At 42.6% G+C, this 18,790-nt stretch carries 21 protein-coding genes; 2 read left to right on the top strand and 19 right to left on the bottom strand.

Features of this window, described 5'->3' with window-relative positions; translation table 11 throughout:
• Nucleotides 1-9 precede the first annotated feature (9 nt).
• From accC to H513_RS0112505, 14 genes are all read right to left on the bottom strand, one after another.
• Nucleotides 10-1,365 carry an acetyl-CoA carboxylase biotin carboxylase subunit gene (gene accC / locus H513_RS0112570; RefSeq protein ID WP_026801070.1) on the bottom strand — a complete coding sequence of 452 codons (1,356 nt, stop codon included), beginning with the start codon at nt 1,363-1,365 and terminating at the stop codon, nt 10-12.
• A 12-nt stretch (nt 1,366-1,377) separates the two neighbouring features.
• Nucleotides 1,378-1,863 carry an acetyl-CoA carboxylase biotin carboxyl carrier protein gene (gene accB / locus H513_RS0112565; protein WP_026801069.1) on the bottom strand — a complete coding sequence of 162 codons (486 nt, stop codon included), beginning with the start codon at nt 1,861-1,863 and terminating at the stop codon, nt 1,378-1,380.
• Between the two features lie 210 nt (nt 1,864-2,073).
• Complete coding sequence (locus H513_RS0112560) at nt 2,074-2,655, bottom strand: SpoIIIAH-like family protein (RefSeq protein WP_330981692.1); 582 nt, start codon at nt 2,653-2,655, stop codon at nt 2,074-2,076.
• A 1-nt stretch (nt 2,656) separates the two neighbouring features.
• A complete protein-coding gene (gene spoIIIAG, locus H513_RS0112555; RefSeq protein WP_026801067.1) occupies nt 2,657-3,328 on the bottom strand; it encodes a stage III sporulation protein AG in 672 nt (223 codons plus the stop codon).
• Complete coding sequence (spoIIIAF, locus tag H513_RS0112550; RefSeq protein ID WP_267879647.1) at nt 3,325-3,933, bottom strand: stage III sporulation protein AF; 609 nt, start codon at nt 3,931-3,933, stop codon at nt 3,325-3,327. The genes spoIIIAG and spoIIIAF overlap by 4 nt, the downstream gene beginning before the upstream one ends.
• 25 nt (nt 3,934-3,958) lie before the next feature.
• The gene (spoIIIAE, locus tag H513_RS0112545; RefSeq protein WP_026801065.1) at nt 3,959-5,134 is read right to left on the bottom strand and encodes a stage III sporulation protein AE; all 1,176 of its coding nucleotides are present in this window, start codon (nt 5,132-5,134) and stop codon (nt 3,959-3,961) included.
• 22 nt (nt 5,135-5,156) lie between these two features.
• Entirely contained in the window at nt 5,157-5,546 is a 390-nt protein-coding gene (gene spoIIIAD / locus H513_RS0112540; RefSeq protein WP_026801064.1) for a stage III sporulation protein AD, read from the bottom strand.
• Between the two features lie 14 nt (nt 5,547-5,560).
• A complete protein-coding gene (spoIIIAC, locus tag H513_RS0112535) occupies nt 5,561-5,767 on the bottom strand; it encodes a stage III sporulation protein AC (RefSeq protein ID WP_026801063.1) in 207 nt (68 codons plus the stop codon).
• A 114-nt stretch (nt 5,768-5,881) separates the two neighbouring features.
• Complete coding sequence (gene spoIIIAB, locus H513_RS0112530) at nt 5,882-6,394, bottom strand: stage III sporulation protein SpoIIIAB (protein ID WP_026801062.1); 513 nt, start codon at nt 6,392-6,394, stop codon at nt 5,882-5,884.
• Nucleotides 6,339-7,316: a stage III sporulation protein AA gene (spoIIIAA, locus tag H513_RS0112525; RefSeq protein ID WP_026801061.1), complete on the bottom strand. Its 978-nt coding sequence runs from the start codon at nt 7,314-7,316 to the stop codon at nt 6,339-6,341. Before spoIIIAA ends, spoIIIAB begins: the two co-directional genes overlap by 56 nt.
• A gap of 320 nt (nt 7,317-7,636) precedes the next feature.
• Entirely contained in the window at nt 7,637-8,200 is a 564-nt protein-coding gene (efp, locus tag H513_RS0112520; protein WP_026801060.1) for an elongation factor P, read from the bottom strand.
• 21 nt (nt 8,201-8,221) lie between these two features.
• Nucleotides 8,222-9,283 carry a M24 family metallopeptidase gene (locus H513_RS0112515; protein ID WP_026801059.1) on the bottom strand — a complete coding sequence of 354 codons (1,062 nt, stop codon included), beginning with the start codon at nt 9,281-9,283 and terminating at the stop codon, nt 8,222-8,224.
• A gap of 1 nt (nt 9,284) precedes the next feature.
• Nucleotides 9,285-9,722, bottom strand: coding sequence for a type II 3-dehydroquinate dehydratase (aroQ, locus tag H513_RS0112510; RefSeq protein ID WP_026801058.1), 438 nt, complete (start codon nt 9,720-9,722; stop codon nt 9,285-9,287).
• Between the two features lie 76 nt (nt 9,723-9,798).
• On the bottom strand, nt 9,799-10,323 hold the full coding sequence (locus tag H513_RS0112505) for a YqhR family membrane protein (protein WP_026801057.1): 525 nt from the start codon (nt 10,321-10,323) through the stop codon (nt 9,799-9,801).
• Nucleotides 10,324-10,453: 130 nt separating this feature from the next.
• Here H513_RS0112505 and H513_RS0112500 point away from each other — a divergent pair, with 130 nt between their 5' ends.
• Nucleotides 10,454-11,407, top strand: coding sequence for a DUF1385 domain-containing protein (locus tag H513_RS0112500; protein WP_026801056.1), 954 nt, complete (start codon nt 10,454-10,456; stop codon nt 11,405-11,407).
• A 26-nt stretch (nt 11,408-11,433) separates the two neighbouring features.
• Nucleotides 11,434-11,856, top strand: a complete 423-nt coding sequence (locus H513_RS0112495) for an SA1362 family protein (protein ID WP_036770235.1) — start codon at nt 11,434-11,436, stop codon at nt 11,854-11,856.
• An 18-nt stretch (nt 11,857-11,874) separates the two neighbouring features.
• Here the strand turns inward: H513_RS0112495 and H513_RS0112490 are convergent, their stop codons facing one another.
• The 5 genes from H513_RS0112490 to H513_RS0112470 form a co-directional block, all read right to left on the bottom strand.
• On the bottom strand, nt 11,875-12,768 hold the full coding sequence (locus H513_RS0112490) for a patatin-like phospholipase family protein (protein WP_026801054.1): 894 nt from the start codon (nt 12,766-12,768) through the stop codon (nt 11,875-11,877).
• A gap of 98 nt (nt 12,769-12,866) precedes the next feature.
• A complete protein-coding gene (mntR, locus tag H513_RS0112485; protein WP_026801053.1) occupies nt 12,867-13,304 on the bottom strand; it encodes a transcriptional regulator MntR in 438 nt (145 codons plus the stop codon).
• Between the two features lie 85 nt (nt 13,305-13,389).
• The gene (gene splB / locus H513_RS0112480) at nt 13,390-14,421 is read right to left on the bottom strand and encodes a spore photoproduct lyase (protein ID WP_026801052.1); all 1,032 of its coding nucleotides are present in this window, start codon (nt 14,419-14,421) and stop codon (nt 13,390-13,392) included.
• A 137-nt stretch (nt 14,422-14,558) separates the two neighbouring features.
• Nucleotides 14,559-15,485: an AEC family transporter gene (locus H513_RS0112475; protein ID WP_026801051.1), complete on the bottom strand. Its 927-nt coding sequence runs from the start codon at nt 15,483-15,485 to the stop codon at nt 14,559-14,561.
• A gap of 306 nt (nt 15,486-15,791) precedes the next feature.
• The gene (locus H513_RS0112470; RefSeq protein ID WP_026801050.1) at nt 15,792-18,344 is read right to left on the bottom strand and encodes a vitamin B12-dependent ribonucleotide reductase; all 2,553 of its coding nucleotides are present in this window, start codon (nt 18,342-18,344) and stop codon (nt 15,792-15,794) included.
• Between the last annotated feature and the right edge of the window lie 446 nt (nt 18,345-18,790).

Here is an 18,790-nt window from a genome sequence, read left to right as displayed (position 1 = left end):
CTCCTTTTCTTATTCCTCTTCCATTATAGTATAAGTCTCAAGAAATTTCGTGTTGAAATCTCCTTCTCTAAAGACAACATGGTCCATCATACGACGGTGGAATGGAATGGTTGTGTGTACGCCTTCGATTACAAATTCATCAAGAGCACGCTTCATACGGTCCATGGCTTCCTTACGTGTGTTGCCATACGTAATGAGCTTAGCAATCATTGAATCATAATATGGTGGAATCTTCCATCCTGGATAAGCAGCGGAGTCCACGCGTACGCCGAACCCACCTGGGGGTAAATACATCTGTACTTCTCCTGGTGAAGGCATAAAGGACTTAAACGGGTTCTCTGCGTTAATCCGACATTCCATTGCCCAACCTTGGAATTGAATGTCTTCTTGTTTGTATGTTAATTCATTGCCATTAGCTACGTGGATCATCTCTTTAATCAGATCTACACCTGTCACCATTTCCGTAACAGGATGCTCGACTTGAATACGCGTATTCATCTCCATAAAGTAGAATCGTCCATTTACTTTATCATAGATGAATTCGACCGTGCCAGCCCCACTGTAATTTACAGCTTGAGCGGCTTTCACAGCAGCTTCTCCCATTTCTTCACGAATTTCTTCAGTGATTGCTGGGGAAGGAGTTTCTTCAATCAACTTCTGAAGACGTCGTTGAACCGTGCAATCACGTTCCCCTAAGTGAATGACATTACCAAAGTTATCTGCCATTACTTGAATTTCAACGTGACGGAAATCCTCGATGTATTTCTCAATGTAAACACCAGGGTTTCCAAACGCAGTCTCAGCCTCTTGTTGCGTCATGCGAATGCCTTTCACTAAGTCTTCTTCGGTTCTTGCCACACGAATCCCTTTACCGCCTCCGCCAGCAGTCGCTTTAATAATAACTGGATAGCCGATTTCTTCTGCAATCTCTTTCCCATTTTCCTCATCTTTGATGAGACCTTCTGAACCTGGAACAATTGGGACTCCAGCCGCTCTCATCGTCTCGCGAGCAACGTCTTTCGTTCCCATTTTACGGATTGCTGCGGCACTTGGCCCGATGAATATAATGTTACATTCCGCACAAATCTCTGCGAAATCCGCATTCTCAGATAGAAATCCATAGCCTGGATGGATGGCATCTGATTCGGTTAAGATGGCAACACTCATAATATTTGTAAAGTTTAAGTAGCTGTCTTTACTAGCTGTTGGACCAATGCAGTACGCCTCGTCTGCCAATTGCACATGTAACGATTCTCTGTCTGCTTCTGAATAGACAGCAACCGTTTCAATATTCAATTCTTTGGCAGCACGGATGATACGGACAGCGATTTCTCCGCGATTGGCCACTAAGAGTTTCTTAATCACGTTTCCAACTCCTTATTTGGATTTCACTCGGAATAATGGCTGTCCATATTCAACTAACTGGCCATTTTCAACTAAGCGTTCTACGATTTCGCCATCAACCTCTGCTTCAATCTCGTTGAATAGCTTCATCGCTTCAACAATACATACAACTGAATCTGCCTTTACTGAATCGCCAGCTTTAACGTAAGGAGCATCCTCAGGCGATGGAGACTCGTAGAATGTACCAACCATTGGAGATACAATTTCTTTATCCCAATTCGCTGCTGAGGTTTCTGTTGGTGCTTCCTCCATAGCGGGAGCAGGGGTTTCTTGTCTTGGTTGTACAGAAGGTGTTGGTTGTTCAATCACTGGCGTTTCTGCTACAGCAGGACGCGTCACAACTTCCCCTTCGTTTTTCTTCATCGACACTTTCGTACCGTTTGTTTCATAAGTGAATTCGTCTATCGAGGACTCATCAATGAGTTTGATCAGTTCACGGATTTCTTGTACTTTTAACATGTTGAGCACTCCTTTGAGTTTGAATGCATAAGAGATTATTTTTATGGACAGGTACTAATAACAACTAATATTCTACGATAAATGAAATCCAAACTTCAACCTTTCATGAGGAAAGCGCATACGATATAGTTCCATATTCACATATTTAAACCCTCTTTTATACAAATCCAAACAAAAAAAGCCCCTATATTTAGGGGCTTTCCTGTAGACCTATTGCTCAGAAGGCTGGAAATCAACTTGGACTTCAATTTGACCAAATTCATCCCGAACCATCTGCATGATTGAATTCGCTTGGGTCTCTGTTAATTCTGCTGATTTCACAGTTACATAAACCATTTGCTCCTCCGCACGTACAAGTACATCCGGATACTCTGCTTGTGCCAAGATTGTTTCCTCTAACACACTTTCCTTCGTTGCCAACTCTTGAATGTCTCGAATTTGGCTAATCGCCTCATTCTTCTCATTCGCACTCACTTCTGTTGAGGTAACAATATCATTCAATTCTTCTTTCAAGCGGCTTCGATTGTCTTCCATTTCCATACGGATCTTTGTAAACAATTCATCTGAAGAAATTTCTGAAATGACCGTCTGCTGCTCTCCATCTTTGCCTTGAGTTTGAAGAGCTTCACCATCCTCTGTTTGCAAATCCCCTTGAGCACTTTGCTCTTCGTCCGAATTCTCGTCAATATACGCAAGTTCATTGTCATTTGGCGAGGTGATGTAATACACACTCAACACAATCATCAAACTCAACATCGTCAACAACCATACCGTTTGCTTCTTTAACATCATCTTAATTTCCCCCTTGCTTTTTAGGCATTACTGAAATGCGATGGGTTGGTACATCTAAAGACCTTGAAACGGCCTCCACAATCCATTCTTTCACTTGCATATGATCAGCCCCCTTAGCAACGACAAGGACACCGCGAACTTCCGGTTTTTTAGTTTGTATAAGAATTGGAGTCTCTTGATCTCCTTGTCGGGACAACACTAATTGCTTATCTTCGGACGAATCTGTAATCGTCCGCTCCCCACCATTTGTGTCTGTTTCTTTTGTTTCTTGTTGACTTTCAGACACATTCCTCTCATAGACGTGTTTCTCTGTCGCATCTAAGTTTACGAACACTTCTACTTGTGACACACCATCTACGGTTTCTAGTAGCGTTTTCAGGTCTTCTTCATAGGTTTCTTCAAGTTCTGATAGTGAATCACCAGAAGATGACCCTTTATTCTTTTGTAAGAAAGTTTCTTGATTTTGTCCTGCTGTAGAAGAGGGAGAAGGTTGGTCTTCACTTGTGACAAAGTCATTAGAAGGAGTTTCTTTCCCTCCGAACACATCGCTTACGATGAGCAGAAGCAATCCTAGCAACGCTACCAGAACGACATATCCCATCTTCGTTGGCCGTTTCCCATCTTCAGATTTCAACTTTAACTTCGAGAATAGAAAATCTAACGGGTTCTTCATCCAGCCCCTCCTTCCCAATGAACCTGTAGCCTGTCTTCTTCAATTTGCCAAGATGATGAAAGAAAAGTTTGAATGGGCGTGAGAGAAGGTTGTCGTTCTTCCCTTGAAGGAGCCGACTCAGTGTTAATGACGACTTCTTCGACTTCTCCGGCGTTTCTTTCTTTCTGTTGTTCGGCTGGAACAAGTACTACGACGACCGATTCCAACGCTTCAAGTCCCACCTCTTCTCCTTCCTTCATTTGAAAAGAGAGGTCTTGAATGGCCACCTCGTATTGCTCCGCTAACTTTTCTTCCACCTCCGTTTCGAGTTGGACAGCCATCTGTTCTAAAATATATGCACCTTGGGAGGCTTGTATTTCTCTTTTCTTACTATCAATTAAATTTTCCATAGAATCTGAGTCCTCTCCCTCTACCCAAGCACGTTGTTCATGAAAGAAACGATCCATATCAATTTGAAACAACTGAAAGACAGGTTGTAGAAACACAAGGATCAGCAGCAAACCGACTACGAGCTTTATGTACTTTCTAAAGGATGACGCCGGAAGCAGTAAATCAGTAATGAGTGCTAGCAACAAAAAAAGAATAATTTGTGTAACCCAACCAATTATGACCTCTATACGCTCACCCCCTCTACCGAATCATCATGGTTAAGTTGCTTGATGCAACAATTAATACGATGGCCAGAAAGAACATAAACGTTACAATGAGTAGCGCCGCAAAGACGTAAAGTATATGCTTACTGATAATCTCCATTGACGTAATAACAGGTCCACTTCCTATGGGTTGCATGATGGCTGCTGCAAATTTATAAATAATGGCTACAGCGAGCACCTTTATAGCAGGGAACAAAGCTAGAGAAAGGATGACGATGACTCCAATAATGCCAACTGTGTTCTTCAACAATAAGGAAGCGCTTAGGACCGTATCCGTTGCGTCTGTGAACATCCTGCCCACTACAGGGATAAAGTTACCAGTAACGAATTTCGCCGTCTTAATGGCCACTCCGTCCTGGATGGCGGAGCTCGCTCCCTGAACAGAAATAACACCTAAAAAGATGGTTAAGAACAATCCCATAATGCCAAGCGCCACATTCTTTAGTAGGGAGGCGAGTTGTGTTACTTTATATTCACTACTAATCGTACTTACGATGCTTAGCAATGCGGATAGAAACAACAAAGGCATGACGATGTTTGAGACTAACATGCCGCTAGAATGAATAAGAAAGATAATGACAGGGTGAAAAAATGATACAGATGCAAGACTTCCGAAACTTGCCATCAACCCAAGTAACAACGGCAAGAGTGCTATAAGAAATGCACTCATAGCATCGACGGCATCTTTGGCATAAGACACAGCAAGATTGAAACTGTTGAGTGCTAGTACGATGAGTACAAGGTAGACGATGGCATAGGCTACTTTGCTAATTGCCTGTGTTTCAAACGCATTCTGAAGCGATTGGAGGATCATACAAAATAAGGTCAAGAACAGTAAGGAGCCTAATAGCTTCCCGTTCACGATGAATTCGTAGAACAAATACTTCACTAAGCCAGTTACCCAATCTTTAATTGAGAGTTCTTCCTTATGCTCGATAAATTCCATAAAGCTGCCTTTTCGAAGATCCGGCAAGAACCCTCCGTATTCATCCACCACTTTCGACCAATAAGATTGCACTTCGTCTAAGGAGACGTTCGACAGGTGACCGCTTGTCCAATCCGGTTGTTTTGGTTCAGCGTGGACGATGAATGGAAAAAGGAGTGTCACCATTACAAATAGAGCCACCCAACAACCTTTCGCTTTCCCCATCATGTCTCACCTCCACTCTCCTTTTTCACGTTGGGATAATACCGATAATTGTTTCAATTACTGCTGTTAAGATCGGTACAGCCAGTACTAAGATAAAGACTTTTCCTGCTAACTCAATCTTGGATGCAACTGAACCTAATCCAGCGTCTCTCGTAAGCTGTGCTCCGAATTCTGCAATGTAAGCAATGCCGATAATTTTGAGGATTGTTTCAACGTACATGCCATTCACATTTGCTCGCTGCGCAACATATTCCAAAAGGGTGAATACTTCGGCAATCTGACCAATGATGACAAAGAAAATGACAATGCCTGTGAACAAGATAATGAAGAAAGCAATTGAACCCTTTTGGTCTCTGAGAATAATTGTCAAGATGCTGGCGACCAGGGCGAACGATACAACCTGGAAGATATCCATGCCACCACTCCTGTCTATCCCTGTATCAAGAACACAGACTTAATTTCCTGAAATAGGTCTTGAAGTCCATCCATGACAATGAACAGCACGAGGATAAACCCAACGAGTGTAGCCCAGTGGGCATAATCTTCCTTCCCCATTTGTTTCAGCACGGTGTGAATCATCGCCACTACAATTCCAATGCCTGCAATTTGAAATAACAAATACGCATCCCCTAACATGTCGCACCCTCTTCCCCTTGTTTAAATGGCTCGTAACGCTAAGACACTTCTAAGACTCTGATTCTATGGCGAACCTCATCACAACAAGCTGTTACAATCAACGAACCGTACGAATCAGATGAATAAGAGGACTAACAACAACCCCAATAAAAAACCGAGGCTCTTCACCATCGTTCCGTACCGCTTTTGTTGCTCAAGCGCCTCCTCTAGCTCACGTTCCAAATGGGAGAGGGCTAACCGGATATGCTTTTGCTGAGAAGTGAAGTCATGTTGACCTAGCGTCTGACCAAACTGCCTCATAATCTCCCTTTCACCATCGCCAAGAGAACTAATGGGCCAATAATGCTTCATCCGTTCCTCCCAGACACTTGAAAGAGACGAACTGCATTCCTTTAACTGCTTACTAAAATCATCAAAGAAAAAGCAAAGCGGAGCTGGCACTTGAGTAGCGACTTTCTCACATGCCTCAATGACAGGAGCCTGTCCATATAGGATTTCTGCTTCCATTACTTGAAGAGCATTCTTTAATTGGCGAATTTGCTTCGGCCTTTCTCGTAAACGTCTAGCAAATTCAAACCCTCCCCATGTGGTTGCGCATAACAGGATTAGTGCTCCAATCCACTTCATTGCTCACATTCCCCCTCTCAGTCCGAACGAGCTGCCCCTCTTCATCCAGTACACTCCCGATGACACCAGGCTTTCCACCCCCGAGAAGGACGACATAGCGTTTAAATGCCTTCTCTGACATCAACGGCGCAAAAGAAGGTCTTCTCATCAGTTCATCAAAGGATTGACCATGAGCGGTCGTAATTACACACACACCTGCATATACCGCTTCCCTTAGTGCTTTCACATCCGCTTCAGAACCGATTTCGTCAACAATGAGCACCTCAGGAGACAATGAGCGGATCATCATCATCATGCCTTCTGCTTTTGGACATGCGTCTAGCACGTCTGTTCTTAGTCCCACTTGATGTTGCGGAATTCCATGAAGGCTACCTGCGATTTCAGAACGTTCATCTACAATCCCTACTTTATGCGCTGCATGAACAGCATTACCTTCACTAATCAACCTTGCCAAATCCCTAAGCAACGTGGTCTTCCCTGTCTGAGGAGGTCCAATGAACAATGTGTTCTCATACCCATCTCGGTAGAGGTCCCTAATTAAGCCAGACGCCACCCCGACCTTCTCTTTCGCAATTCTTATATTAAAGGACGTAACGGTCGAAATAGCCTTCACCCGGCCACCCTCTGTATTCACCCGACCAGCTAACCCTACCCGGTGGCCTCCATGTAACGTAATATATCCCTCTCGTAACTCGTCTTCTAAACGATAGATTGAATAATCCCCAAGTCGATTTAACATATACACCCCATCCCGCTCATCCGGGATGAGAGACGTAGCAAACTCAAAACCTTCATTAAAAATAAACTCCACCGGCCGCCCAACCCGAACCCGAATCTCCTGCAAACTCCCCCACCGATCCCCAACCCAATCCAACACCCCACGATGAAACCGAACCGGAAAAACCCCAATAATCTCATCCATATCATAGCCTCACTATCTTTTGAACAAGCTCTACTATCAACCTATGCGATTAGGGAGAGAATATGATATCGAAAAGCGGAAGCGGCTTGCTCAGGCACGGTAGGCATAAGCGAAGCAACGCAGTGAGGTGCCCTTCCCTCACGGAGTTGAATCGCTTATGTCCGTAGTACCTGCCCCACGCAGCTAGATGAGACCAAAAGCGGAGGAGGCCGCTCAGCCACGGCAGGCATAACACCAGAAACTCCCCCAAACCTCTCCATAAACACAAAAAAGGCAAGTGAGCGATAGCTCACTTGCCTTTTAATTAAAGTTCTATTCTATTAGGAATTGCTACGAGAAACGTATTTTCCATCATCTGTGCTTACAACAAGAACATCGCCTTCGTTGACGAAGAATGGTACTTGAACAGTTAATCCTGTTTCAACCGTAGCTGGTTTCGTACCGCCGCTTGCCGTATCACCTTTTACGCCAGGTTCTGTTTCAGTCACACGAAGTTCAACGTTCTTCGGTAATTCAACACCAATCGTTTCACCTTGGTAGAATTGAATGTTAATCTCCATGTTTTCTTTTAAGTAGTTTAGTTCATTGGAGATAATGTTTGAAGGAAGTTCAACCTGCTCATACGTACTCGTATCCATGAAAATGTGCATATCTCCATCTGCATAAAGATATTGCATTTTACTGTTCTCAATATGCGCACGGTTTACTTTCTCACCCGCGCGGAACGTGCGTTCTTGAATAGCTCCTGTACGTTTGTTACGAAGCTTGGAGCGAACGAATGCAGCACCTTTTCCTGGTTTAACATGCTGGAACTCCATTACTTGCCAGATTGAGCCATCTACTTCGATCGTAAGACCGGTCTTAAAGTCGTTTACTGAAATCATATCTATTTCCTCCTTGGTTGCTTACAGAATTATAAGCTCTTTGGAAGAATGACTCAAGCGCTCATTCCCATGTTCGGTAATGACCGTGTCATCTTCAATTCGGCATCCACCTACTTGAGGTACATAGACACCAGGTTCTACCGTAACCACCATACCTGGTTTCAACACTTCTTGCGAACGGAACGATAGTGCAGGTCCTTCGTGTACATCAAGTCCAATTCCATGTCCAGTAGAATGACCGAAATAAGAGCCATAACCTTTTTCTTTAATGTAATCACGTGTGAGGTCGTCCGCCTCTTTGGCCGTTATTCCTGCCTTCAGACCTTCCATACCACGTAATTGAGCTTGTAAAACGGTATCGTAAATTTCGCGAAGTTCATCACTAATGTCCCCTACAGCGACTGTTCGTGTAATGTCAGAAGCATACCCTTTATAATAGGCACCAAAATCTAACGTGACGAGTTCACCGCTTTGGATGACTTTATCCGAGGCCACTCCGTGAGGCAACGCGGAACGATAGCCGGAAGCCACTATAATATCAAAGGATGATGATGTTGCTCCTTGCTTTCTCATGAAGAACTCAAGTTCATTCGCTACATCGATTTCCTTTATGCCTGGCTTTATGTACGTCAGAATATGCTCGAATGCTTGATCAGCAATACGAGCCGCTTCCTTTAATATCATAATCTCATCATTTGTCTTAATCAAGCGCAAATTTTCCACAATAGAAGACGTCGGAACAAATTCCACCTGAAGCAATTCCTCGTAACGTTCATAAGCCCCATACGTCATATGCTGTTTCTCGAAACCTAGTCGTTTAATTCCTAGACGATCCACCTGAGTAGCTATCTCACTAAAGATAGGTCCTTTATGCTCGATAATATCATAACCGACTGCTTCTTCATTCGCTTGCTCCATATACCGGAAATCCGTGATGAACAGAGCATCATCCTGAGAAATCAATACAGCCCCTGAAGTACCAGTGAATCCAGTTAGATACCGACGATTCTTATCACTTGTGACGAGCAATCCATCAACATTCTGTTCACGTAGTGCTTTTCTAATTTGATCAATTTTCCCCATTTTACTCACCCTTCCTCTCTAATAAAGCTTGTGCTGCCAATTGATAGCCAGCCGTACCAAGCCCTACAATCTGCCCTACACATACAGGAGCGAGTAACGACGTATGACGAAATTCCTCCCGCTGGTGCACGTTCGAGATATGAACTTCTACAACAGGGATGTCTACAGACGCGATAGCATCTCGGAGTGCGATGCTTGTGTGTGTGTATGCTCCGGGATTAAAGATGATGCCATCTATCGTGCCTCTCGCTTCCTGAATTGCATCAATCAATCCACCTTCATGATTCGACTGATAACTCTTCATAGTACCTCCTCGGTCTTCCACAAAGGTACGTACTTCTTGTTCTACGTCTTTGAGCGTAGTCGCTCCATAAATATCAGGCTCTCTCTTGCCTAGTAAATTTAAGTTTGGTCCATTTAATAATAAAAGTTGTTTCATCGTTCCACCTACACTATATAAGAAATATTCCGACACTTTCTCAGTCTAACACAAGATGTTCCGGAAGTGGGACGATTTAATGGCCTTCTGTATTTTGGCTTTGGCTCTGACTCTCGCTCTCTACTTGATAATCATAGGAGATGGAATATCCAATGAACACGCTGTATAGGATAAAGAGACAGAGCGTTGTCACAATTGTATTGCCATCTAACTCGCCAACTTTCGGTACTGCCTGGAATACAGGCTGAAATACAAAGAACGTAATAAGCCAAAGGGCAACACCGAACAAAATAGATGGCCATAACCCCTTTGTTTTCTTTAATACACTAAAATAGATTAAAGCCGTCGCAAGAGAAAGAAGACCAATCACTAAAATGCTAATCAATTCGCCAAGCCACGTTCCCGTCCATTCTGTTTGAAAGAAGGAGCGAAGTACAAACGAGCCCGATGAAATGGTCGTAAAGTTGAAATAGTAGGCAATTGCGCCTAAAAAACTCCAAAGCACGCCTCCTACAAATCCAGTGATTAACGATTTACTTAAAACAGACATCGGTTTTTCTTGTTTGTTTTGCTCCAACATAGTGGATTTTGATTCTTCCATGTCCATCACCTCCCCATTATCTTGACCCAAATTTGACAAATCCATGCTTTTCGTGGTTAGCACCTAGTCGTTTGCTTGAATTTTTAGTAAACTAGATGAAACAAAGCTTTTTCTCCAGGATGGTGAAGTTATGGCAAAGACGAAACAAACTGCGTATGGCGGTCAAGCTGTTATGGAAGGGGTCATGTTTGCTGGCCGCACAAGCTATGTGACTGCGATTCGTAGAAAAGACGAAACAATTGAATATTTCGAGCTCGAACGGAAAGAATCTAAACTATCTAAAACCCTAAAGAAAATTCCTTTCGTTCGTGGACTCGTCGCTCTCGTGCAAGCGAGCGCGAATGGAACGAAGCACTTGAACTTCTCGACTGAACGTTACGATGTAGACCCAAGTGAGGATGATCAGATTAAGAAAGAAGAGGAAACATCCAAGCTCGCCATGATTCTAGGTGTTGGGGCTGTTGGTGTTCTTTCTTTCATCCTTGGTAAAGTTCTATTTACACTCGTTCCAACGTTTGTGGCCGAATTCTTCAGACCCGTAGTACCTGGAGATACGGGGCAAGTCCTGCTAGAAGGATTATTTAAGTTCATTCTTCTACTTGGATACATCTATTTCTTATCGCTCACCCCGCTCATTAAGAGAGTATTTCAATACCACGGGGCCGAGCATAAGGTCATTAATGCCTATGAGAACGGATCCGACTTAACAGTAGAGGATGTCCAGAAGCACTCGCGGCTCCATTACCGCTGCGGCTCAAGCTTTTTACTCTTTACCGTATTAGTCGGGATTGTCGTGTACCTGTTCGTTGATACGTCTCCATTATGGTGGCGCATCGTGAATCGAATGATGCTCATTCCAGTCGTAATTGGATTATCGTTTGAAGTACTTCAACTAACAAATAAGTTACGCAACATTCCCGTGCTACGTTATCTTGGGTATCCGGGACTTGGATTGCAATTGTTAACTACGAAAGAACCACAGGACGACCAAGTAGAAGTAGCCATTCAATCGTTTAAAAAAGTGCTAGAAAATGATAGAAATAGTGAGTTACGTGGTATAGAAGGTAATAGGGGAATTTCTTAAGGTAGCTTGGAAAGGAGGACATCAGTTTGAATAAATTTATTCGACCTTTCATTTATGTCGTGGTAGGGCTCGCGATTTTAGGGATTGGGTTCAAACTTATAACCCAAACACAAGCATTTTTCACAGATTTACTTATTACCGTAGGATTTGTGGCGTTGTTTGGTGCGATCGCCTACTTTATATTCTTTAAGAGAAGAGGAATGGGAGGCGGCGGCAGCAATGAAATGAAACGGTACCGTCAAGCTGTAAAGCAATCCAAACAAAAGTACGCCTCAAACTCTTCACCTTCTCTTACAAGCAAGATGAAACCTTCAAACATAAAGAAATCATCCGTTAAGGGCACTAAGGCTAAAGCTAAAGCCAAACCAAAAGCTAAACGTGCTTCTTCTTCTCACCTTCGTGTCATTGAAGGCAATAAAGACAAGAAAAAAGATCGAGCTTCATCCTAACGATGAGGCTCGGTCTTTTTATCCTCTCCATGTTTTGAGAAACTTTATCGCTCTGTCCCTCCCAAGTTGAATTAATTCATCCTTTGTTTCTTCATTTAAATCAAAGTCAGTCGTATCTACTTTCTGAACAGGAATAAACAAGATATCAGCTGCCTCAGCTTTCGTAATGTATCGTGCATCGTGCGCTTGCTTCATCGTAGCAAATAATGCGTGTACCATGTGCTTCGCATTCTTAATCGCTCTTGGCTTAATTTTTTGAGGGGATGCACTTAGCTTCATGCCTACTATTGGACGAGTTCGTTTCTCATCTGGGGATGTGAACAGCCAAATTGGAAAGTTGCTAAGTAGCCCTCCATCCACCATAATGCTCTTCACAGTCGTATGCTTATTTACAATGCGTGCAGGGATAAAGAAATAAGGCAATCCAGCACTCATACGAACAGCACGAGCAATTGTGAATTCCTTTGGTGAGATTCCATACAGTTCCTCTAAGTCATCGGGAATCACAACAAGTTTCCCGAGCGTTAAATCTGCAGCAATCATTTTTAAAGTTCCTTCTGGTAAATCTTGAAAGGTGTAAACTCCTTTCTTCGCCAACACATCATAAATCCATTTTTCTAACTTCTTTCCTTTAAATAACCCCATTTCATAATACCAATACAACCACTTTGTAAATGGGATCCAGTACCCCAGAGCAGGAGGATCCAACAACTTCTTTAAATTCAGTTCGTAGAATAATTCCGATATGTCTTTACTTCGATAACCGGCAGCAAGGAAAGCTGCAATTATAGCTCCGGCTGACGTGCCTGCAACTCGCTTGAACGTATAGCCCCTCGATTCAATTTCTTCTATTGCGCCGATAAAGGCAATTCCCTTTACTCCTCCACCCGAGAATACGCCATCGATGTTCATATGTCGCCCTCCTCCCTATCACTATATAGTTGAAGAAAGGTACTCTAGAACACAGACAAGCTGTAACAAATAAAAAACACCCGGCATACTGCCAGGTGTTAGTCTTCGTTCTGTTCTTCAGCTTCATTCTTCTCTTGAATTTTACGAAGCCCTTCCACGCGGGATGGGTCTTCCTCGAAAAACTGGACTAAATCTCCGATACGATCAATGGAATTCCAGCTTAAATGGTGTTCAATACCTTCTACATCTTCGTATATGTTTGATGAGTCAACTCCAATAATTTGCAAGAGCTGCTCCAGAAGTTCATGACGGTAAACAAGACGCTTGCCGACTTTCTTACCCTTACCAGTCAAGACAAGGCCCCGATATTTTTCGTAGTTCAAATACTGATCACGGTCGAGTTTTTGTACCATTTTAGTCACGGATGAAGGATGTACATGAAGTGCCTCTGCAATGTCAGAGACCCGAGCGTATCCCTTATCTTCAATAAGCATATAAATCTGTTCAATATAATCTTCCATACTAGGTGTCGGCATGATAATCCTCCAATTCTGCCTACATGTACAACAAAGCTTAGCTGTACAAAATGATACACTAGTTCAGGAAGCGTGACAAGAACTCTTACGTGAAATAAGAAATCTTGCTGTTCGGGAAAAACTCGCCAATATAGGCTTCCATCGTCTTCTGGATATCTTCTTGCGTTTCCTTCGGATATACGTATTTACCGATTCCATATCGGCCCCACTTATACTTACGCTGTTCTTCATCCATCTCGAGCTTGGATTTCGGATAACGTTGTAAGATGACCTTTTTCGCAGGCTTTGTGAAACGGTGCTGGATTAACTCAAACGTTAAATCCTCTTCGTCTACAGAGCTCCCTCTTAGTTGATTGTGAAGGTTTGAGAACAATTTGTAATACCCTTCTTTCCAATCATCTCCATAAATATAAATAGGAGCCACAATAAATCCAAGAGGATATCCTGCATCCGCTACCTTACGTGCTGCTTCTAAACGTTTGTCTAATGAAGAAGTACCTGGTTCAAAGTTTTTAATTACATAATCTGCATTGATACTGAAGCGAAAGCGTGTGTGCCCATTATGCTGTGCATCAAGGAGATGATCGACATGGTGGTACTTCGTCACAAATCGAAGACGCCCCTTTTCCTGTTCTCCCATAAATTCAATGGTCTTCTTCAGGGAATGCGTCAAGTGATCGATGCCTACAATATCCGATGTACACGCTGCCTCAAATCGGGTCGGTTCATCTCGTTCCTGAATGTAGTTATATGCGGCATCAAAGATATCCTCTAAGTTCACGTACGTACGTATATACGGTTTCTTGCCTAACGTCGTTTGTAAGTAACAGTAGTGACAATGCCCCATACATCCTGTTGCTAGTGGTATGGCGTACTCGGCAGAAGGTTTCGACGTGTCAAATTTAAGTGTCTTTCTTACACCTAGCACGAACGTATTCTTGGCATTAGCATATTGCCTTAATTCATTATCCCCAGGAATCCCCCTAACTTGGTTGTGAGAGGTCGTTTCTCTTATTTCAATTCCCTGGTCTTTAAACTTTTGATATAAGTCTTGGGCAAGCTTATATTCCATAGCACGAGGCTCAACATAGACTAGCTTTGGCATAAATGGTTTCATCGGTGCACTCACTCCTTTATAGGCTTAGTATGTGCATTCTAAAACCACTATGTATGGCAATGACTGTATGTACTCCCTATTCTTAACCTTCTTGAAACAGCCTAAAATAAGTGCTTCATACTATACAGCCTAAACCATTATACAAATAACAACTCAGACACATACACAATAGTGGTGACTGTAACCATGCTGCATCCAGTTGTAAGTAGCACTGCTTGTGCCGCGAATTCAGGGTGATTGTCGTACTCCAATGCGAAGAGTGCGCTGTTTCTCGAGGTAGGAAAAGAACTCGCAATAAATAAGGCCTGTGCGATAGTCCCTTCTAAATTTATTAGTAGGATGATGATGAAGGCAATACAAGGGGATAACACGAGCCTCCCTAGAACACTTAATACCAATGGAGTGCATAACTTGTTGAATTTAAGGAAAGCGCTTTGAGCTCCGAGTGTGATAAGCGCAATCGCTAAGAATGCGTTCGAGGTATTCTCTATCGGTGACCATATGAATTCAGGGATTGTAATCGAAGTCACTTGAAGAAACATTCCGGCCAAGAAGGCGTAGAGTACAGGGTTTTTTGCGAACAATAGTAGAGCTTGAAATCCCTTACGTTCAGATGACACTGAATTGAATAGACCATATGTATAGGTTAGAAGGTTTTGAAAGATCATGACAATAATTTGAATGGACATCCCTAAAGGATTATGTTGAAAAACGAGTTGACTGACTGGCAAACCAAAATTTCCTGAGTTACTTAAAACGACGCTGTTCTTAAAGGTGGAAGATAACCCTCTTTCAAATTTAAAAGCTTTTGAAATCCCTGAACTCACCCCCATTAATAAAAGGTTTTGTATAACGAGAAAGCCCATTACTGTCATGATTAAATCAGCTGATAGTTTACTTTCATAAATGTTAGCGAAACTCACTGCAGGCATTAATAAATAGGTGTTTAACTTTGCTAAAGTTGCCAAATCAAAAGAAAATTTACGATGAAGGTAAACACCGATTGCTATTAATGAAAACACAGGCAAATTAACATTTAATACGATTTCAAAGAAGACATCCATTAAGCAAGCCCCCTATTCCTCCTGATTACGGAAGTTGACGTTTCTCCCCTCATCGCAATCATGCTATCCTCTACACGAACCATCTCAACACAGAAGTAGAAGAAATAGAAACAATAAATTTGATGCCTCAATTCTATCACAATTCCCTTCAATTGGAATTTGTGCACCACTTCACCCTATCCTCACTACGCCTGCTAGATCCCTCTTACCTGAATAGATAAACGTTAAAGATATAAAAAAACACCCCTAATTAAAGGGGTGTTCTTCTATTTATAAGCGCATTACTCTTAATGGCTAAATAAATTCCTATAAACCACAACGTAGTTGCGCATTACAATTCGTGCACGTATTGCAACCACCGATATCTTCAACGGTACCTTGGCGGCAAACAGGGCAAGTATTCCCAACTTCTGAGCCGATGGTTACATCTGTCTTACCTAATTCATGAACAGTGTCCATTAGGACCACTCTCGGTTGTTCGATATCTATTTCTTGATTATCAGAGAAAGAGTTCTCTTCTGCTTTCAACGTAAGCACCTGTGCATCACGGCTTCCATCTACGTATACGGTGCCGCCTTTCGCACCCCCACGATATAAGCGCTGGTATACTTGTTCCACTTGCTCAACCGTATACCCTTTCGGTGCGTTTACCGTCTTCGAAATGGAGCTATCGACCCATCGCTGGATAACACATTGTGTATCTGCATGCGCTTCAGGAGATAGGCTCATGGCAGTGACGAACCATTCCGGTAGTGCGTTCGGGTCTTGCTCAGGATGGCGCTCTAGGTACTCTTCAACGATATCTGCTTTAACCTCAATGAATTTACCTAGACGTCCGCTTCTGTAGTACGAGAAGGAGAAGTAAGGCTCTAATCCCGTAGATACGCCTGTCATTGTACCTGTAGACCCAGTTGGAGCAACTGTAAGCAGATGGGAGTTACGAATTCCATTTTCTAAGATACCTTGGCGAATATCCTCTGGCATCCCTTTCATGTACCCCGTGTTAATGAATCGCTCTCGCAATTGTTGTGTCTCTTCTTCTGTTTCACCTAGTAAGAATGGAAAGCTTCCTTTTTCCTTCGCCAACTCAATCGACGTACGATATGCAGTTGTAGCAATCTTCTCGAAGATTTCGTCAACAAGCTCATTACCTTCTTTAGAGCCGTAAGCTGTTTCTGTATAGATAAGCAAATCATGAAGACCCATCACACCAAGACCAACGCGACGCTCTCCAAGCGCTTGCTTTTTGTTCTCTTCTAAGAAGTAAGGAGTCGCATCAATTACATTGTCCTGCATGCGAACGCCAGTCTCTACTGTATGTTGAAGCTTCTTAAAGTTCACTTCTTTGCTATCTTTATCCGCCATCTCAGCCAAGTTAACCGCTGCTAAGTTACATACGCTATAAGGCGCAAGTGGTTGCTCACCACACGGATTTGTTGCTACAACTTTCTGACCATAGGCTGTCGCATTTGTTTTCTCATTGGCATTATCAATGTAGAAGATTCCAGGCTCAGCCGAATAGGTCGCACAAATGTTAATCAGGTTCCATAATTCCTTCGCCTTGATCTTACGATAAGTGCGTACGTTATGGCCCATATTCTGCCATTCTCTTACGTCCCCAACGTCCTGCCATTTCTCATTATAAATGGTCATTTCCTCTGGTGAATAATTCTCTACATCCGGGAATCGTAGTTCGTACCAGTCATCGTTCTCAACGGCTTCCATAAATTCGTTTGTAATACAAACGGAGATATTTGCGCCTGTAAGAAATTCAGAGTTATGCACAGCGTCGGTGCCGCCTAGACGAAGCTTTTGCTCTGCTTCATGAATCGCTTCTTTCGTAAATCCACCGTTCCCTGCCACAGCTTTGAAGTTTACAATTCCCTGATAAAGGTCTGTTTCAGCCTGAGTAAGAGGCGTAAACTTCAGCTTCGCTTTAGCTTGCTCTCGGATTTGTTCGTCTTCAGTTGATTGTATAAGAAAACGAAGGATTCTAGGGTTTTGCATCTTAGAAATGATAAATTCAACGATATCTGGATGCCAGTCTGCTTGCATAATCATCTGTGCTCCACGACGAGAACCACCTTGTTCGACAAGGTGAGTCAGCTTCGCAATATCATCAAGCCAAGATACAGAGCCTGAAGACTTCCCATTCACTCCTCTAGCCAATGTATTGCGTGGTCGAAGAGTAGAGCCATTTGTCCCGACACCGCCTCCACGACTCATGATTTCCATCACCTGCTTACGGTGCTCAGAAATTCCTTCACGAGAGTCTTGGATGAATGGCATCACATAGCAGTTAAAATACGTAACATCCGTATCTGCCCCAGCTCCATATAACACACGTCCTGCAGGAACAAAGTTCATATCGGATAGCTCGTTATAGAACATGTGGAAAGATTCATTTCTTTTCTGTTCATCTGTCTCTACTTCGGCTAACCCAGTCGCATTTCGAAGTGCAATTTGTTCATAATAGATTTCTAAAGGCTTATCCACTACGTCAATTGAACGAATAATGACTCCGGATTGGGCCTCAGCCTCATCATCTAACACTCCCATATATTCTTGGTCTACTTTAACGGTCACTTTGTTCCTTTCCCAATCAATGGATTGGATGATTCCTGTGCCTCTAGCCGGGAATTTAGGATCTGCTTTAATAGTTAATACGACAAAATCTCCGTCTGTTAGTGTCACTTTCTCAGTGTCTTTGAAAGAATAACGATCTAGCATCACTAGACGGGATACTCCTTTATGCGTACGCTCCATATCTTCTGTAATGGGATGAACCTGTGGAAATAATCGAATATCCTGATTCAATCGTTCAATGTCTACGTGAGTAGTTTTAGTCGTTGCTTCCATTGTATCTCTCCTCTTCCTTCAACAGGAATACTAGTTATCTATATCATGAAGATTAATCTATGTAATCGATCAAGCGATAATAATAACTTATCACAGCCCTTATACCCTTTTCAATATATAGTAATCGCTTTTGTAAACAAAACTATATATAGTGTTTATGGAACAAATTCGACGGTTTTTGTCAATTCTTAAATTGTATAAAAAAGAGCGTATTAAGAAGCATATCGAAGCAAAGTTCTTCTATTTGGATTTCTATCAGGTAATTTGTTAGTTGCTAACCTTTATCCAACTTTTTCTAATTTTCATTGTCCTTATTTGATTGATTTGAGCCTTTTTATTGGATCACCCACATCGATTACTTGCGTTTCTTCTTAAGGGATTATTTCGATCATGAGGAATTTGTTACGAAAGATTTCGAGGAGATGTCACATAAATACAACAGATGC

Source organism: Pontibacillus halophilus JSM 076056 = DSM 19796, from assembly GCF_000425205.1.
GTDB lineage: Bacteria > Bacillota > Bacilli > Bacillales > BH030062 > Pontibacillus_A > Pontibacillus_A halophilus.
Note: the sequence above shows the minus strand (reverse complement) of the source record. Positions and strands in the feature narration are given on the sequence as shown.

Coding starts and splice junctions, on each gene's coding strand:
- splB (WP_026801052.1), bottom strand. CDS start 14,421: ATGAAACCATTTATGCCAAAGCTAGTCTATGTTGAGCCTCGTGCTATG.
- H513_RS0112505 (WP_026801057.1), bottom strand. CDS start 10,323: ATGGAAGAATCAAAATCCACTATGTTGGAGCAAAACAAACAAGAAAAA.
- H513_RS0112490 (WP_026801054.1), bottom strand. CDS start 12,768: ATGAACATCGATGGCGTATTCTCGGGTGGAGGAGTAAAGGGAATTGCC.
- efp (WP_026801060.1), bottom strand. CDS start 8,200: ATGATTTCAGTAAACGACTTTAAGACCGGTCTTACGATCGAAGTAGAT.
- aroQ (WP_026801058.1), bottom strand. CDS start 9,722: ATGAAACAACTTTTATTATTAAATGGACCAAACTTAAATTTACTAGGC.
- spoIIIAG (WP_026801067.1), bottom strand. CDS start 3,328: ATGAAGAACCCGTTAGATTTTCTATTCTCGAAGTTAAAGTTGAAATCT.
- H513_RS0112475 (WP_026801051.1), bottom strand. CDS start 15,485: ATGGATGTCTTCTTTGAAATCGTATTAAATGTTAATTTGCCTGTGTTT.
- spoIIIAA (WP_026801061.1), bottom strand. CDS start 7,316: ATGGATGAGATTATTGGGGTTTTTCCGGTTCGGTTTCATCGTGGGGTG.
- spoIIIAD (WP_026801064.1), bottom strand. CDS start 5,546: ATGGATATCTTCCAGGTTGTATCGTTCGCCCTGGTCGCCAGCATCTTG.
- spoIIIAE (WP_026801065.1), bottom strand. CDS start 5,134: ATGATGGGGAAAGCGAAAGGTTGTTGGGTGGCTCTATTTGTAATGGTG.
- accB (WP_026801069.1), bottom strand. CDS start 1,863: ATGTTAAAAGTACAAGAAATCCGTGAACTGATCAAACTCATTGATGAG.
- H513_RS0112560 (WP_330981692.1), bottom strand. CDS start 2,655: ATGATGTTAAAGAAGCAAACGGTATGGTTGTTGACGATGTTGAGTTTG.
- H513_RS0112470 (WP_026801050.1), bottom strand. CDS start 18,344: ATGGAAGCAACGACTAAAACTACTCACGTAGACATTGAACGATTGAAT.
- mntR (WP_026801053.1), bottom strand. CDS start 13,304: ATGCCGACACCTAGTATGGAAGATTATATTGAACAGATTTATATGCTT.
- spoIIIAC (WP_026801063.1), bottom strand. CDS start 5,767: ATGTTAGGGGATGCGTATTTGTTATTTCAAATTGCAGGCATTGGAATT.
- spoIIIAB (WP_026801062.1), bottom strand. CDS start 6,394: ATGAAGTGGATTGGAGCACTAATCCTGTTATGCGCAACCACATGGGGA.
- H513_RS0112515 (WP_026801059.1), bottom strand. CDS start 9,283: ATGGGGAAAATTGATCAAATTAGAAAAGCACTACGTGAACAGAATGTT.
- H513_RS0112500 (WP_026801056.1), top strand. CDS start 10,454: ATGGCAAAGACGAAACAAACTGCGTATGGCGGTCAAGCTGTTATGGAA.